Source organism: Streptomyces davaonensis JCM 4913, assembly GCF_000349325.1.
Classification (GTDB): domain Bacteria; phylum Actinomycetota; class Actinomycetes; order Streptomycetales; family Streptomycetaceae; genus Streptomyces; species Streptomyces davaonensis.
This window is the reverse complement of sequence record NC_020504.1, coordinates 8,302,729-8,318,046: the sequence shown is the minus strand read 5'-3', so window position 1 is coordinate 8,318,046 and position 15,318 is coordinate 8,302,729. Positions and strand designations below refer to the sequence as shown.

Sequence of the window (15,318 nt, the reverse complement as noted above, 5' to 3'; positions counted from 1 at the left end):
GGAGGCTGGCCGGTATGACCCGTTACGCGGCACCGGGGACCGAGGGCGCGATCGTCTCCTATCAGGCGCGCTATGACCACTTCATCGGTGGCGAGTACGTGCCGCCGCTCAAGGGGCAGTACTTCGAGAACCCCTCTCCGGTGAACGGTCAGCCGTTCACCGAGATCGCGCGGGGCACGGCGGAGGACGTGGAACGGGCCCTGGACGCGGCGCACGCGGCCGCGCCGGCCTGGGGACGTACGTCGGTGACCGAGCGCTCCGACATCCTGCTGAGGATCGCCGACCGGATGGAGGCGAACCTGGAGCAGCTGGCGGTCGCCGAGAGCTGGGAGAACGGCAAGCCGGTGCGGGAGACGCTGGCGGCCGACATCCCGCTCGCCATCGACCACTTCCGCTACTTCGCGGGCGCGATCCGCTCCCAGGAGGGCTCGCTCGGCGAGATCGACGACGACACGGTGGCGTACCACTTCCATGAGCCACTGGGTGTGGTCGCGCAGATCATCCCGTGGAACTTCCCCATCCTGATGGCGACATGGAAGCTGGCCCCGGCGCTGGCGGCGGGCAACGCGGTGGTGCTCAAGCCGGCCGAGCAGACCCCCGCCTCGATCCACGTCTGGCTGAGCCTGATCGCCGATCTGCTGCCGCCGGGGGTCGTCAATGTGGTGAACGGCTTCGGCGTGGAGGCGGGCAAGCCGCTGGCGTCCAGCCCGCGCGTGGCGAAAGTGGCGTTCACCGGTGAGACCACGACCGGCCGTCTGATCATGCAGTACGCCTCGGAGAACATCACCCCGGTCACCCTCGAACTCGGCGGCAAGTCCCCGAACATCTTCTTCGAGGACATCTGGCGGACGGACGACGACTTCCGCGACAAGGCCCTCGAAGGCTTCACCATGTTCGCGCTGAACCAGGGCGAGGTGTGCACCTGTCCGTCGCGGGCGCTCGTCCAGCGGGGCCACTACAGCGAGTTCATGGAGGCGGCGGTCGCCCGCACCGAGCTGATCAAGACCGGGCATCCGCTCGACACGGACACGATGATCGGCGCCCAGGCCTCCAACGACCAGTTGGAGAAGATCCTTTCCTACCTCGACATCGGCCGGCAGGAGGGCGCCCGGGTCCTCACCGGCGGGGAACGCATCGAGCACGACGGCGAACTCAAGGGCGGCTACTACGTCCAGCCGACCATCTTCGAGGGCAACAACCGGATGCGGATCTTCCAGGAGGAGATCTTCGGGCCGGTCGTCTCGGTGACCTCGTTCGACGACTTCGACGACGCCATCAAGATCGCCAATGACACGCTGTACGGGCTGGGCGCCGGCGTGTGGACCCGCGACGCCAACACCGCCTACCGCGCGGGCCGCGCGATCCAGGCGGGCCGCGTCTGGACGAACTGCTACCACGCCTACCCCGCCCACGCGGCATTCGGCGGCTACAAGGGCTCGGGCATCGGCCGCGAGACGCACAAGATGATGCTGGAGCACTACCAGCAGACGAAGAACCTTCTTGTTTCATACAGCCCGAAGAAGCTCGGGTTCTTCTAGAGCCCGAAGTCGGTTGTCCGGAGGGAGCTTTCCCCTCCGGACAACCACCGGGCGTTGCCGGATTCACCGTCGACTGCTTCAGCGTGGCCTCCCTCAGGCGCAACGGCCTGGCCTCCCGCCAGCGCGAGTGCGGGATCGTCCACGCCGCGTCCGTTCGGATCAGGCCGGCGAGCGTTCTGCCTTCCGCAGTGATCGACTGGGGTGGACCGTTTCCACCTGACCGGAGGTCACCATGGCGATCGTTGCAGTCTTCGAGGTGCCGGGCATGACTCGGGCCCAGTACGAGCAGAGTGCGGACAAGGTCACCGGCGGGCGTGGCGCCGTGACGAACTCCGCCGACTGGCCCGTCCCTGGCCTCATCTCGCACACCTCCGCCCCCACACCGAACGGCTGGCTCGTCGTCGACGTCTGGGAGTCGGACGAGGCCTTCCAACGGTTCGGTGAGTTCATCATCCCGGTCCTGCGCGAGCTCGGGGCTCCTGACGTGCAGCCGAAGATCTACCCCGTGCACACTGTCGTGACCCGCTAGCAACCGTCAGCGGCACGCGGATCACATGGGCGTCATCGGGCTCTGCAGGCCCGGCAGCAACCAGTCCTGGAACGGCGCCAGCACGGCCAACACGAGGAAGGCGCAACCGGCCAGCCGGGCCAGCTGCGGGCCCCGGTACCAGAGCTTCTCGAAGAAGATCAGCGCCGCCACGGCCGCCATCGCCACGATGTTCATGACGCCCAGCGGGATCAGCAGGACCATCAGCGCCCAGCAGCAACCGACGCAGTACGCACCGTGATGCAGCCCCACCCGCAGGTCGCGCAGCCACGGCCGATACGAGGCGTATCGCACCAGCTGAGCCATCGGGCTGCGGCAACGGCGCAGGCAGATGTCCTTGAGCGGCCCCAGTTGGTACAGCCCGGCCGGCGCGAACGCGGCCGCCCCGATCCACTTCCCGGCAGCCGGGTTCCGGTCGACCAGGTCACCGGTGAGCGCCAGCGCGCCGTAGAAGAGCAGGCCGAACGCCGTCCACGCGATCAGGTAGCCGGAGATGAACTCCGTGGTACGCAGCGCCCGCACAGCCCCTCCGGACTCGCGGGCGATCCCCTTTGCCCAGGTCAACGCGACGGGGGGACGGAGGGCAGCATCATCGCCGCCATCATCGTGAGCCACAGCGCCAGGAACAGCGGCAGCGCTCTCCCCATCTTGCCGGGCTCGATCCCCATATCCAGGGCCTCACCCACGGTGAGCACCCATGCGAGGGCGGCGATCAGGGCGATGAGCGACCAGGTCCCGGACCGGCGACAGCACTCCCCGCCGCAACGCGCGAGCGCAGGATGGAGGTAGGGAAGGGAATCGACCCGTTCCGGCCGCCGGGCGCGGTCCGCCGGACCGACGCGGATCACCGGGTCGGACGCTCCGCTCTCGGGACCCGCGGCCATGGCTGGGTGAGGAGTGAGAGCGATGACACAGGCGGCAGCGACCGTGCCTGCCTGGCGCTTGGCGGGCGACTGATTCGACGTGTGCAAGTGCAGCATCCCGTGCCTTTTCTCGTTCGCCCAGCCGCCGACCACCGGCCACTGCGAAGGCATCCTGGTGTGGCACATACGCGAGGGCAGCTACGGCGACGTCCGGCTCGACGGCCTGAACATGGTGATGCTCGGTTCGTTCGTCGGCAACGTTTGGGCGGAGCACTCGGACGCGTACGCGGCGTTCATCTTCGACGAGCGGGCCGACGACGGGCAGCGGCAGGCCCTCCAGATGATCTTCAGCGGGCAGGCGGGCTGGCCCGAGCAGCTGGTGACCATGGGGGCCTTCGAGGTGCGCGGCATGGACTTCGCGCCCATCGAGGTGGAGATCGACGAGGACCTGGCCACTTGGCGGGCCAGTGTTCCCGGGCGGCTCGAGGCCCGCGCGGAGGCCCTCACCGGCCCGACCACTCCGGACGGCGCCCGCGTGCAGTCGACCAACCTCCCCGGCTGCGAGACCGGCCCCGGCCAGCTCGCCACCTGGGGCCGCGCCATCACCGACCAGGCCGACGCCTTCGGCTTCGCCTGGAACCGCACCGGCCAGTCCAGCAAGACCATCACTTTCGACTGGTCGGGCCCCAACTGAGGCTCAGCCGCCGGATCTCTGCCCCCCTCGCGGCATCTGGGGCGACTTCGCGGCCTCGGCCTCCGCCTTCGCGTCGCTCACCGCGGCGGCGGCCTGCTTGCCGGCCTCGTCAGCGGCCGTGGCGGCGTCGAGCGAAACCGTCCAGCCTGCGTCGAGTTCCGGAGTCCGGCCTTCGTCCGACGTGTCGTCGGCGTCGAGGGTGGCCGCTTCCTCAGGTCGGGCGGTCGGGGCAGGAGCCTCCGCCGACTGATCCCCGAACGCACGGGTGACCGTCCGAACCGCCTCGGTCAGCTCCCCCGGAATCACCCAGAACGTGTTGTTGTCGCTGTTCGCCAAGTGCGGGAGCGTCTCCAGGTACTTGTAGGCGAGGACCTTCGGGTCGGCGTTGTTGCGATGGACGGCCTGGAAGACCAGCTCCACCGCCTTTGCCTCGCCGTCCGCCCGCAAGATCATGGCCTGTTGCGCGCCTTGGGCCTCCAGGATGTCCTTCTGCCTCGTACCTTCCGCGGTGAGGATCTTGGCCTGCCGCTCCCCTTCGGCGTGCAGGATGGCCGCGCGCTTGTCACGCTCGGCCCGCATCTGCTTCTCCATCGCCTCCTTGATGGTGGCCGGCGGATCGATGGCCTTGATCTCGACGCGGTTGACCCTGATGCCCCACTTGCCGGTGGCCTCGTCGAGGACGGCGCGGAGCCGGGAGTTGATCTCCTCACGCGAGGTGAGCGTCTCCTCCAGGTCCATGCTTCCGATGACGTTCCGCAGCGTGGTCACGGTCAGCTGATCGATCGCCTGGAGATAGTCGGCGACCTCGTAGGCCGCCGCTCGCGGGTCGGTGATCTGGTAGTAGAGCACGGTGTCGATGTTCACCACGAGGTTGTCCTCGGTGATCACCGGCCTGGGGTCGGACGAATAGACCTGCTCGCGGACGTCGAGTTTGGTGTTGATGCGGTCCGCCACCGGCAGAACCAGGTTCAGGCCGGGTTGCAGCGTGCGGTGATACCGGCCGAACCGCTCGATGTTGTAGCGGCGGGCCTGCGGGACGATCCGCACAGTGGCGGCCACCAGGAAGACGACGACGAGGACCGCCACCAGGGCGAGGATGACAACCGGATCCACAGTGCCTCCACTACTGATGATCAGCCGATCACGGAAGGAGTGAGCGGGGGTAGACGATGGCCGTAGCGCCTTCGATCTCCATGACATCCACCAGCGCTCCGACCGGGATGACCAGGGTTTCGTCCAGGGCGCGGGCGGACCACTCCTCGCCGGACAGCTTGATCAGGCCGCGGGTCGCGGTGACCTCTTGCATGACCTCCGCTCGCTTGCCGATCAGCGCATCACTGCCCTCGTACGTGAGGGGCTGCTCCGCCATGTGCCGCATCGCGACGGGACGAGCGATCAGGAGGCCTGCCGCTGCCGCCACCCCTAGGGCCACGAGCTGGCCGAGAAGGCCGACGCCCACACCGGCGACCACGGCGGCAACCAGCGCGGCGCCCGCCAGCAACCCGAAGACCAGCGTCAGGGTGAAGAACTCTGCGGCACCCAGTGCCGCGGCGGCGAGCAGCCATACGAACCACGGCATCGAATCGCCCTCCTTCAGGGGCCCTGTCCACCAAGCTACCGCTCGGGCCTGGGCGGAAGAGAGACGGCAGCCGTGGTTTCTTCGGGGCGAAGCCGCTCCAGCGGGCCGAGATCGCGCTGTCAGCCCCGGACGCGGCGTCCCGGGCAGCGGCGCTGTCCCGTCTTCCTGATGATCGCGGTGCACGCCAAGGGGCCTTCCGTGCAGTACGCCATCAACGTTCCGGCGTTACGCGGCAATGACGGTCTGCGAAGCCGATGTCCGCCCGGACCTACCGTGTGCCGCCGGCCTTGTGGCCACCACCGGCGAGCTGACCCACCATCATGACGAGAATGCCGGCCACGAGAATCACGCTGCCGATCAGCGTTCCCACCGGCCGAGCGTCGGAATGGCCGATCACCAACGCGAAGACCAGCTGCCAGCACAGCGCGAAGGCCACCACGAGCTGACCCCAGCCGTAGATCCGCGGAGCGCGCACATGACGCCGATTCATGGGGAGCACCCAGCCGTGGGTGAGCGCCGCAACGCCGGAGGCGGCGACGAGCAGCGCGACCACGGCAAGAGGAATGGCGAGGTACAGCTCCATGGATCCTCCCCGCGTGCCGGGCCCACGCCCGACAACAGCGTGATCATGACACCCACCGCATCACGCGTCCATAGCCTGCCGGTCTTTCCCCCGCTACTTCGGCTCGCGGTTGAACAGCGACTTGGACCAGAAGTAGCCGAGCACGGCCAGCGCCACGCACCAGGCCACGGCCAGCCACCCGTTGTGGCCGATCTCGGTTCCGAGGAGCAGCCCGCGCAGGGTCTCGATGGCCGGGGTGAACGGCTGGTACTCGGCGACCGGCCGGAACCAGCCCGGCATCGCGTCGACCGGCACGAAGGCGCTGGAGATGAGCGGCAGGACCATCAGCGGCAGCGCGTTGTTGCTGGCCCCCTCGGGGTTCGGGCTGACCAGACCCATCCCGACCGCGATCCAGGTGAGCGCCAGGGAGACGAGAGTCAGCAACCCGACCGCCAGCACCCACTCCAGGGCGGTGGCATCCGTGGAGCGGAAGCCGATGCCCACGGCGACGGCTCCCACGAGGACCACGCTCATCAGGCACTGCAACACGCTGCCGACGACGTGACCGACGAGCACCGACCCGCGGTGGACGGCCATCGTACGGAAGCGGGCGATGATGCCCTCGGCCATGTCCATGGCCACGGAGACGGCCGTCCCGATCGTGGTGCCGCCGATGGTCAGCAGCAGGATCCCCGGGAGGATGTAGGAGAGGTACTCGGAGCGGTCCGCCCCGCCGCCGTTGAGGCCGGCGCCCATCACATCGCCGAAGATGTAGACGAAGAGCAGCAGCAGGACGACCGGCGACAGCAGCAGGTTCAAAGTGAGCGACGGGTAGCGGCGCACGTGCAGCAGGTTGCGGCGCAGCATTGTGGACGAGTCGCGCACGGCGAGGGACAGGGAGCTCATCGGGCCGCCTCCTTGGACGAGTTCGGCTGGTTGGTGCTGCTGGTCAGGGCGAAGAAGACGTCGTCGAGGTCGGGGGTGTGCACGGTCAGCTCGTCCGCCTCCACCCCGGCCGCGTCCAACCAGTCGAGGAGGGAGCGCAGTTCGCGCTGGCTGCCGTCGCTGGGGATCTGGAGGGCGAGCGATTCGTCGTCCCGGGTGGTCTCGCGCAGAGCGGAGGCGGCGCTCCGGTAGGCGGCCGGGTCCGTGAAGCGGAGCCGGACATGGCCACCGGGGATCATCCGCTTCAGCTCGTCGGCGGTTCCCTCGGCCGCGATCCTGCCGTCGTTCAACACAGCGATGCGGTCGGCGAGTTCGTCGGCCTCCTCCAGGTACTGGGTGGTGAGGAAGACCGTGACGCCGTCGGAGACGAGCTCGCGGATGATCTGCCACATGTTGTGCCGGGAGCGCGGGTCGAGACCGGTGGTGGGCTCGTCGAGGAAGATGATCCGCGGGCTGCCGACCAGCGTCATGGCGATGTCGAGGCGGCGCTTCATGCCGCCGGAGTAGGTGGAGGCGGGCTGCTGCGCGGCCTCGGTGAGGTCGAAGCGCTCCAGCAGCTCGGCGGCGACCCGCCGCCTCTCGCGCTTCGGCAAGTGGTGCAGGTCCGCCATGAGGAGCATGTTCTCCTCGCCGGTGATCAGCCCGTCGACGGCGGAGAACTGCCCGGTGACGCCGATCGCGGCACGCACCCCGTCCGGTGACGTGGCGACGTCGTGGCCCGCGACCTGGGCCTGACCGCCGTCGGCACTGATGAGCGTGGACAGGATCTTCACGGCGGTGGTCTTGCCGGCGCCGTTCGGCCCGAGCAGCGCGAACACGGACCCGGCAGGGATACGCAGATCGATGCCGTCGAGGACGGTCTTGTCGCCGTACGACTTGCGCAGGCCGACGGCGGAGACGGCGGCGGACGACTGCGGATAGCCACCTCGCCTGGACGTGGGCATGACAGAAGAACCCATGGAGCTCTCCCTTTCGGGGCTGAAGGGACTGAAGCGACTGAAGGAACTGAGGAGTGGGCGAGTCGGGCGGGCCGCCGCTCAGGCGTGGGCGCGCAGGACGTCGATGTTGCCCCAGTTGGTCCGGGCGCGGACCTTGACGGTCTCCTCGGTCTGCTCCGGGGCCTCGGACGCGGCGAGCGCGTTGCGCACCTGCCCGCGGGTGGAGCTGACGTCGAGCCAGGCGGCGGTGCCCTCGCGGATGCCGATCTCGATGGACCCGTTGGAGGTCTCCAACTGGACTTCGCCGCGGGCGACTTCGGCGACGCGCAGGTGGCCGTGGGTCGCCGTGCCGGTGACCGACGCCTCGGCGCGTGCGATGTCGATACCGCCGTGGGCGCCGCTCACCCGCAGCTCGCCGGTCACGGCACCGACGGTGGTGGCGCCGTGCGAGTTCTTCAGGACGGCGGGGCCGTCGACGAGACCGACGCGCACATTGCCGGTGCTGCTGGTGATCTCGGCCGCGCCCTCGACCCGCTCCACGGTGACCGAGCCGTGCGACGCGGTCAGCTTCAGCGGGCCTGTGGTGTCGAGGCGGACGTCACCCGCCGAACTCTTCACGCGGACCTCGCCGAGCCGGCCCTCGCCGAGCACACTGGTCGCGGCGTTGGTCACGTCGATGTGCGAGCCCGTGGGCAGTTCCACCGTCACGTCGACGGTGCCGCCGCGCCCGAGCAGATTGGCCTTGGGCGTGGCGATGGTCAGGAGGCCGCCGGCATAGGCGACCTCGGTCTGGTCGGCCGCACGTACGTCCAGGTCCTTCTTCGGGGCGCGGGGGCGCACCTCGACGACGGTGTCGAGGCGGTCTCCTGCGGTGAACCGGATGGAACCGGCGTACACGTAGGCGGTAACCGAAATCGGTTCGGGGGTGTCGAAAGAAGGCATGGCTGTCCCGTCCTCATGAGTCCTTGTGTCGTCCCCGCTGGTGGGACGCGGTGTGGGTGGAGTGCTGTTCTTGGGGCGGTGCGGGCGCGGCTAGCGGACCCAGCCCGTGAAGCTCTGTCCGACGGAGCTGGTCCGGTTCGTCGCAGGCGGTCGGGTGCCGCCGTCGACCGCGGCCGAAACGGCCCGCACCAGCCACGCGTTGACCGACAGCCCCTCGCGGCTCGCGGCCTCCTCGGCACGCGCCTTGAGGTGGGCCGGCAGGCGAAGGTTGACGCGGGCGGTGCCGCCCTCGTCGCCATCGGCGGGCGGCTGCGCCTTGAGCGGTTCGACGGGCACGGCGGCCGTCTCCATGGGGCCGCTGTCGGTGGGCGGCGGTGTCACCACGAAGTCGGGGTCGAGCCCGCGCAGCCGTACGTCGACCGAGCCGGGGGCGAGTTCGCGGGTGATCTCGTCCATCGCGGCGGAGAGCACGTTGAGCATGGTCAGTCGGGTCGCCGACTCCAGGGGAGCGGTGAGCCGCTCGGCCAGCTCGCGGGCTTCGTCGCCGCCGGCTTCGGCGGCCACCGCCAGTTCGCGGCGGAGGGAGTCGACATACGGCGTGAGGTCCATGACGCCATCATGGCACCATCGTGGCGCCACCCGCAAGCCTCAATGGCACCCCGCACGGCTCCAGTCGTGGGAAAGCCGCCCTGACCTGCGGAAATGCGAAAAGAACGACCCTCACCATTGTGGCGCCACGCGCACCCATCCGCTCCCGGAAGCACGAGATGGCGCCGCATGGCACCAAGTGGTGTCATGCGGCGCCATGCGGCCCTGTACGCCCCCGCACCCGCCTTCACCGGAGCTGCGATGGGCCGCCGTCACATGCGGTCGGCTACCTCGTCGCGCAGGCGCGGGAGCATGTCGTGGATGACGCCGGGGCACAGGGTGTCACCGAAGTCCTTGTGACCGTAGATCTGCACGGCGGGGATGCCGTACTTGGCGCACACGTACGCACACAGCAGCACCAGGACGTCCCACTGGGCCGTGGGCGGCACCGCGCCCGTGTGGTAGGAGCCCTCGTTGGCGATGCCGATGGCCTGGTTGTTCTGACCCGAGGTGTGTGCGCCCTGGACGAAGGTGGCCCCGCCGGTGAGGGTGCGCAGGCTGCCGTGGCGCCCCTCGGTGATCCAGCCGCCCCGGCTGACCAGGAAGTGGTAACCGGTGTCCACCCAGCCGTTCTTGTCCATGTGCAGGTCCTGCACCCAGTGTGCGTGGGCGTGCGCCTGGGCTCGGGAGAAGTCGGAGGTGTTGGCGCTCACCGTGTGATGCACGACGATCTTGGACGGCCGGTACTGGAGGGTTTTGATCGTCCCGCTGGCCGGGCGGGCGCGCCAGGCCGCGGTGGAGTCGATGTCCGGCTCCAGCGCTTCGGCGCCCTGGGCCGGTACGGAGTGGGCGGTGTCCGGCAGGGCGGTGCCGGCGACGAGGCCGGCCGTGGCGGCGAGAAGGAGGCGGCGGCGGAGCGCGTTCTCGGCGTTCACGATCACTCCTCGGAAGAGGTGGGGGTGGGAAGGTGGGGGGCACGGTGGAGCCGCGCAGGACGTGGAACGGCTCCACCGCGTCATCACGTGCTGGGAGCGGGGTCGCGAAAGGTGAACGAGCCGGTGCGCGTCAGGTGTTGTTGGCGAGCGCCACGAGCCGGTCGCGGGTGCCGTTGAACTTGTTCCGGTCCACGTTGCCGGAGACACCGCTCACCGAGCCGGTGCTGGTGTATTGCCACACCGTCCAGTAGGGGAAGCCGCTCGGAATCGTCGGGGACGACGCGGTGGTCCAGTGCGCCACCCACAGCGGGCTCTTGGAGTACATGCCGGTCCAGTTGCCGGTGCAGGTGTTCCACCAGCTCGCGGTCGTGTAGATCACCACGTCACGGGTGGTGCGTGACTTGTAGGTGTTGTAGAAGTCGTTGATCCAGCTGCGCATCTGAGTCGTGGACAGGCCGTAGCAGCTCGCCCCGTAGGGGTTGTGCTCGATGTCCAGGACGCCGGGCAGGGTCAGGTTGTCGCGCGACCAGGCACCGCCGTTGGAGGCGAAGTAGTTCGCCTGGACGGCGCCGCTGGAGAGGTTGGGCCGGGCGAAGTGGTACGCGCCCCGGATGACGCCCGCGTAATAGGCGTTGGTGTAGTTCGTGTTGAACCGGTCGTCCTTGTAGCTGGTGCCCTCGGTCGCCTTGATCCAGGCGAACTGGATACCCGCGTTGCGTACGGACGTCCAGTTGATGGCACCCTGCCAGTGCGAGACGTCGATGCCCTGGACGCCGTCGGTCGGGGCCAGGATGCCCGCCGAGGGCTCACTGGCGGGGTTGCCCTGGTGGATACGGATGCCCGCACCCATGTAGGCCTGGCCCTCCGGGATCTGCGGGCGGCCCTTGGTGGGGTCGGGGGCGGCGGAGGCGCCCGGGGCGGTGGTGACGGTCAGCGCGAGGGCGGCGCCGAGCACGATGAGTGCCGTGACGGAGCGTCTGCGGAGGAGTGTCGCGGAACGTCTGAGCGAGAACATGGCTCTCTCCTGGCATGTGGGGAGATGAGGGGAGGATCCTGGATTTTGACGTGCGCGCGTCATTAGTTACGCACGTAGATTCCGCCGGTGTAAAGAGTCTCCAGGGCTCGCTGGTGGTCTGGTCCACTGCGGAAGCAGATGGTCAGGGAACACGGCAACCGACGGACGGCAACTTTCATTCGCGTGAAAGATGAGCCGGGCTCGGCTTTGCTGCCGGACGCTCAACAGGGCCTGCACGGTGATGCGTTGAGAATCGGCGCGTCGATGCGCTCCGCACCGCGCAGGAACCTGGTCGCACGCGCGGAATCCCCTTGCGCAATGGTCAAGAATCGTTGACCATTACTCACATGCCTACCGATGATCTTCCCGAGACGTTTCACGTCACCACGGACGACCAACTGCGCGCCGTTTCCAATCTCACGCGTCACCGGATCATGGCCGTGCTCCGCTTCGAGCCCGCGACGATCACGCAGATCGCCGAGCGGGTGGGCCTTGCGAAGGGGAGTTCGAGCTATCACGTGCGGCTGCTGGAACGGGCGGGTCTGGTGAAGGTGGTGCGGACGCGGAAGGTGCGGGGGGTCACCGAGCGGTACTACGCCATGGCCGCGCGGGCGATCGTGCTGCCCGATCCGGGTGAGGGAGGGCCGGATGTGCTGATGCGGCACGCGGTGGCGGATCTGGAGGCGTCGCCGGCGGATGGCGAGCGGCATGTGCGGATGGCGCATCTGCGCCTCACCGAGGAGCAGTTCGCCGAGTTGGGGGCGCGGCTGGAGGCTCTGGCGGACGAGTACCGGGAACTGTCCGATCCGTCGCTGCCGGACGCGTCACTGGTCTTCGCCCTGTTCCACCCGGCATCGCGCGCGCGGGCCGAGGGGGACGCCAAGTGACCTCAGCCATAGGGAAGTTGCCGGCCGGGTTCGGACGGCTGTGGACCGCGCAGACGGTGTCCTCGCTCGGTGACGGGGTGTCGCACGCCGCGCTGCCGCTGCTCGCGTTGACGCTGACGCACGATCCGATGGCGCTCGCCGTCGTCACGGCCGCCGGAACGCTGCCGTGGCTGCTCTTCGGTGTGCTCGGCGGTGCCCTGGTGGACCGCTGGGACCGCCGGCGCACCATGTGGGTCACGGACGCGGCGCGTGCGGCGCTGCTCGCGATACCGGCGGCCGCGGCCGCGCTCGACGTGCTGAGCATCCCGCTGCTCGCGGCTGTCGCCTTCCTGCTGGGCCTTGGCGGGCTCTTCTTCGACACGGCCGCCACCGCCTATCTGCCGGACCTGCTCGGCCGTGACCCCGTGCTCCTGGAGCGCGCCAACTCCCGCCTGCGCGGAGCCCAGACCGCCATGTCCGGCTTCGCCGGGCCGCCCGCGGGCAGTGCCCTGCTCGCACTCGGACGGGCGGTCCCGCTGCTCGCCGACGCGGTCTCGTTCGCGGTGTCCGCACTGCTCGTACGGTCGCTTCCCGCCCTGCCCCGGCCCATGCCGGAGATCCGCGAGTCGCTGCTGCGGCAGGCGCGGGCCGGGGCCTCGTACGTCTTCAGGGACCGGTTGCTGCTCGGGCTCGCGCTGCGTCCGGCGGTCGGGAACATCGCCTTCCTCGCCGTGGAGACCGTGCTGGCCCTCTTCGCGCACGAGCGTCTCGGCATCGACACCTTCGGCTTCGGCCTGCTCCTCACGGCGGAGGCCACCGGCGGTCTGCTCGGCGCGGCCATCGCCTCCCGCCTCGGCCGGCGACTCGGCACCGGCACCGCGCTGACCTGCACGGCCGCAGTCGAGGGACTCGCCGTCCTGGGGCTCGCGGCCGCCCCGAACCGGTACGTGGCCGGCCTGGCGCTCGCCGTCTGCGGGGCCGGTATGGGCGCCACGATGGTGCTCGGCCCCTCCCTCCGCCAGGCGATCGTCCCCGCCCACCTGATGGGCCGGGTCGCCTCCACCTCCCGCATGCTCGCCATGTGCGCCGCCCCGTTGGGCGCCTTCCTCGGCGGCTGGCTGGCCACCGCCTACGACGTGCGCACCCCGCTCTACGCCGCCGCCGGCCTCCTGCTCACCATGACCGCGGTCACCGCGACCATGACCAGCAACCGCCGGGTCGAAGCGGCGCTGCGTGCCGCTGCACGGGCCGATGATCCGGAGCACCCTCAATCCCCGGATCCTGTTCAGGAGCGGGCCGTCTAGGGCTCCGCGAGGTTGCCCCGCCAGTGCCGATCCTGGCTCGGTGGTCCCGCGACTCCGGAGATTCCGAGGGTCGGCTCGGTGCTCTCGCCGAGGAAGCCGCCCGACTGGTGCTGCCACAGCTTCGCGTAGGCACCCTCCACCGCGAGGAGTTGCTCATGCGTGCCCTGCTCGACGACGCTTCCGCGGTCGAGGACGACGAGACCGTCCATACCGGCGACGGTGCTCAGGCGGTGGGCGACCACGAGGGCCGTGCGTCCCTCCATCAACCGCCACAGGGCGTCCTGGACGAGGAGTTCGCTCTCCGAGTCCAGCGCGCTGGTCGCCTCGTCGAGCAGGAGGATCGGCGCGTCGCGCAGGATCGCCCTGGCAAGGGCGACGCGTTGACGCTGACCGCCCGAGAGTTTGACTCCCCGCTCCCCCACCAGGGTGGCGAAGCCGTCAGGGAGTTGGTCGGCGAACTCCGTGACGTGCGCGGCCGCGGCCGCCGCGTGGATCTCGGCGTCGGTGGCGCCGGGCCGGGCGAAGGCGATGTTGTCCCGCAGGCTGCGGTGGAACATGGCGGGTTCCTGCGGGACGTAGGCGAACAGTGAGCGCAGAACGGTCTGGCGCAGTCGGCTGATGTCCTGACCACCGATCAGGATGCGCCCGCCGTGAATGTCCGACATCCGCAGCAGGAGCCGGGTGAGCGTGGTCTTGCCGCCGCCGGACCTGCCGACCAGACCGATCCGTGCGCCCGCGGGCACGTCCAGGTCGAGTCCCTGGAAAATCGGGTTCGCACCCGTGTGGGCGAAGGTCACCGCCTCGAAGCGGATGCCCGTGTCCCGCAGTGCGAGCGCGTCGGGTTTCGTCGGGTCGAGCACGGTGGGCGGATCCAGCAGCAACTCCGTGAACTGTGCGGCCTCGGTCATCGAGCTTTCCAGCCGCCGGTAGATCTGGTTGAACTCGAACATGATCTGTGTGGCGTTGGAGTAGTAGGTGAAAGCGACGACGATCTCCTCGACTCCCTGGCCCGAACCGCCGAGGGCGATGGCGACCAGCAGCCCCAGCACGTTGGTCAGCACGGACATGGGAGCGACCAGGGTGTCGACGCGCAGATTGCCGTAGTCCCACGACCTCAGCGTCAGGCGCCGGGAGTCCGCGACCCGGCTGCGGTGTTCTTCGGCCTCCCGCCGCTCGGCTGCGAACGCGCGGATCGTCTCCATGTTCATGAGGCTGTCGGCGACGTGGCCGGAGACCCGGGCCATCGCCGCCTCACGGTCGTTGACGAGCCGCTGCCGACGGCGGATCAGAGGCGTCGCGGCCACCACGGTCAGCGCGATCATCACCAGGAGGCCGGCGACGAGCATCGGTTCGTAGCTCCACAGCACGACGGCACCGAACGCCAACGGGACGAGACTCCCCACGATCCGGTACGTCACCGTGTCGACGAAGTCCTCGAAACGCTTGCCGAAGCTCAGCACCCGTTTGGTCAGCGAGCCGGCGAAATTGTCGTGGAAGAACGCCGCGTCCTGGGCCAGGAGTTCATCCATCCCGCTCACGTAGAGGTGCTCCATGCCGAGGGCGTCCACGCGGTTCAGACAGTGCTGCCCGATGCGCCACACGACCTCGGCGAGCAGCAGCGTCACGCCGAAACCCAGCACGTACGGCAGTGCCGAGCCGAGGGTGACACCGCCGTCGTCGGCTGCTTGTGCCGCCAGTTTGGCGATCAGCAGGGGGGCGACGTAGCGGGTGCCGATGTTGCCGAGGGCCGGCAACAGCATCGCGGGGATGGCGAGCCGTCGTAGTCGCAGCAGTTCCCGGCCGTAGCGGCGGAGAGCCAGTACGACCGCGCTCCTACCCGGCGTAGGCCCTCGCGTCTCTGTTGTCCCCATCACACTCCCGTCGGTCGGAAGTCGGAAGTGTCCCGTCAAGGGAGGTTTGAGTCCAGGCAATTAACGCGGAACGGCGATAACCGGACACTCAATTCGTCATCATCGAGGATGAGTTCGTCCGGTACAGCCAA

Annotated in this window: 17 protein-coding genes; 5 read left to right on the top strand and 12 right to left on the bottom strand. The window is 69.2% G+C overall.

Going from position 1 to position 15,318, the window contains the following annotated elements:
- Positions 1-14: 14 nt before the first annotated feature.
- Both adh and BN159_RS36875 read left to right on the top strand, forming a co-directional pair.
- Positions 15-1,538 carry an aldehyde dehydrogenase gene (adh, locus tag BN159_RS36880; RefSeq protein ID WP_015662140.1) on the top strand — a complete coding sequence of 508 codons (1,524 nt, stop codon included), beginning with the start codon at positions 15-17 and terminating at the stop codon, positions 1,536-1,538.
- Between the two features lie 232 nt (positions 1,539-1,770).
- A complete protein-coding gene (locus BN159_RS36875) occupies positions 1,771-2,067 on the top strand; it encodes an antibiotic biosynthesis monooxygenase family protein (protein ID WP_015662139.1) in 297 nt (98 codons plus the stop codon).
- Between the two features lie 21 nt (positions 2,068-2,088).
- On the opposite strand, the gene BN159_RS36870 is transcribed toward BN159_RS36875, so the two are convergent.
- Together BN159_RS36870 and BN159_RS47595 are read right to left on the bottom strand one after the other, a co-directional pair.
- Positions 2,089-2,607 carry a DUF2182 domain-containing protein gene (locus BN159_RS36870; RefSeq protein WP_015662138.1) on the bottom strand — a complete coding sequence of 173 codons (519 nt, stop codon included), beginning with the start codon at positions 2,605-2,607 and terminating at the stop codon, positions 2,089-2,091.
- A gap of 38 nt (positions 2,608-2,645) precedes the next feature.
- The gene (locus tag BN159_RS47595) at positions 2,646-2,933 is read right to left on the bottom strand and encodes a hypothetical protein (protein ID WP_331712334.1); all 288 of its coding nucleotides are present in this window, start codon (positions 2,931-2,933) and stop codon (positions 2,646-2,648) included.
- A gap of 115 nt (positions 2,934-3,048) precedes the next feature.
- On the opposite strand from BN159_RS47595, the gene BN159_RS36865 reads away from it, so the two are divergent.
- Positions 3,049-3,642: a DUF1326 domain-containing protein gene (locus BN159_RS36865; RefSeq protein WP_015662136.1), complete on the top strand. Its 594-nt coding sequence runs from the start codon at positions 3,049-3,051 to the stop codon at positions 3,640-3,642.
- A 3-nt stretch (positions 3,643-3,645) separates the two neighbouring features.
- On the opposite strand, the gene BN159_RS36860 is transcribed toward BN159_RS36865, so the two are convergent.
- From BN159_RS36860 to BN159_RS36820, 9 genes are all read right to left on the bottom strand, one after another.
- Positions 3,646-4,755 (bottom strand): SPFH domain-containing protein, encoded by a 1,110-nt coding sequence (locus tag BN159_RS36860; protein ID WP_015662135.1) that lies wholly within the window; start codon positions 4,753-4,755, stop codon positions 3,646-3,648.
- Between the two features lie 28 nt (positions 4,756-4,783).
- Entirely contained in the window at positions 4,784-5,221 is a 438-nt protein-coding gene (locus BN159_RS36855; protein WP_015662134.1) for an NfeD family protein, read from the bottom strand.
- A gap of 268 nt (positions 5,222-5,489) precedes the next feature.
- Positions 5,490-5,804, bottom strand: a complete 315-nt coding sequence (locus tag BN159_RS36850; RefSeq protein WP_015662133.1) for a hypothetical protein — start codon at positions 5,802-5,804, stop codon at positions 5,490-5,492.
- 93 nt (positions 5,805-5,897) lie between these two features.
- Positions 5,898-6,689 (bottom strand): ABC transporter permease, encoded by a 792-nt coding sequence (locus BN159_RS36845; protein ID WP_015662132.1) that lies wholly within the window; start codon positions 6,687-6,689, stop codon positions 5,898-5,900.
- Positions 6,686-7,687, bottom strand: a complete 1,002-nt coding sequence (locus BN159_RS36840) for an ATP-binding cassette domain-containing protein (RefSeq protein WP_015662131.1) — start codon at positions 7,685-7,687, stop codon at positions 6,686-6,688. Before BN159_RS36840 ends, BN159_RS36845 begins: the two co-directional genes overlap by 4 nt.
- Positions 7,688-7,765: 78 nt before the next feature.
- Positions 7,766-8,608, bottom strand: coding sequence for a DUF4097 family beta strand repeat-containing protein (locus BN159_RS36835; RefSeq protein WP_015662130.1), 843 nt, complete (start codon positions 8,606-8,608; stop codon positions 7,766-7,768).
- Between the two features lie 90 nt (positions 8,609-8,698).
- A complete protein-coding gene (locus BN159_RS36830; protein WP_015662129.1) occupies positions 8,699-9,217 on the bottom strand; it encodes a toxin-antitoxin system HicB family antitoxin in 519 nt (172 codons plus the stop codon).
- A 251-nt stretch (positions 9,218-9,468) separates the two neighbouring features.
- Entirely contained in the window at positions 9,469-10,131 is a 663-nt protein-coding gene (locus tag BN159_RS36825; protein ID WP_015662128.1) for a peptidoglycan recognition protein family protein, read from the bottom strand.
- Between the two features lie 130 nt (positions 10,132-10,261).
- On the bottom strand, positions 10,262-11,146 hold the full coding sequence (locus BN159_RS36820) for a lysozyme (protein ID WP_015662127.1): 885 nt from the start codon (positions 11,144-11,146) through the stop codon (positions 10,262-10,264).
- Positions 11,147-11,493: 347 nt separating this feature from the next.
- On the opposite strand from BN159_RS36820, the gene BN159_RS36815 reads away from it, so the two are divergent.
- Positions 11,494-12,033: an ArsR/SmtB family transcription factor gene (locus tag BN159_RS36815; protein ID WP_015662126.1), complete on the top strand. Its 540-nt coding sequence runs from the start codon at positions 11,494-11,496 to the stop codon at positions 12,031-12,033.
- On the top strand, positions 12,030-13,316 hold the full coding sequence (locus BN159_RS36810; RefSeq protein ID WP_015662125.1) for an MFS transporter: 1,287 nt from the start codon (positions 12,030-12,032) through the stop codon (positions 13,314-13,316). Before BN159_RS36815 ends, BN159_RS36810 begins: the two co-directional genes overlap by 4 nt.
- Here BN159_RS36810 and BN159_RS36805 read toward each other — a convergent pair.
- Positions 13,313-15,187 (bottom strand): ABC transporter ATP-binding protein, encoded by a 1,875-nt coding sequence (locus BN159_RS36805; RefSeq protein ID WP_051113583.1) that lies wholly within the window; start codon positions 15,185-15,187, stop codon positions 13,313-13,315. The genes BN159_RS36810 and BN159_RS36805 overlap by 4 nt on opposite strands.
- Between the last annotated feature and the right edge of the window lie 131 nt (positions 15,188-15,318).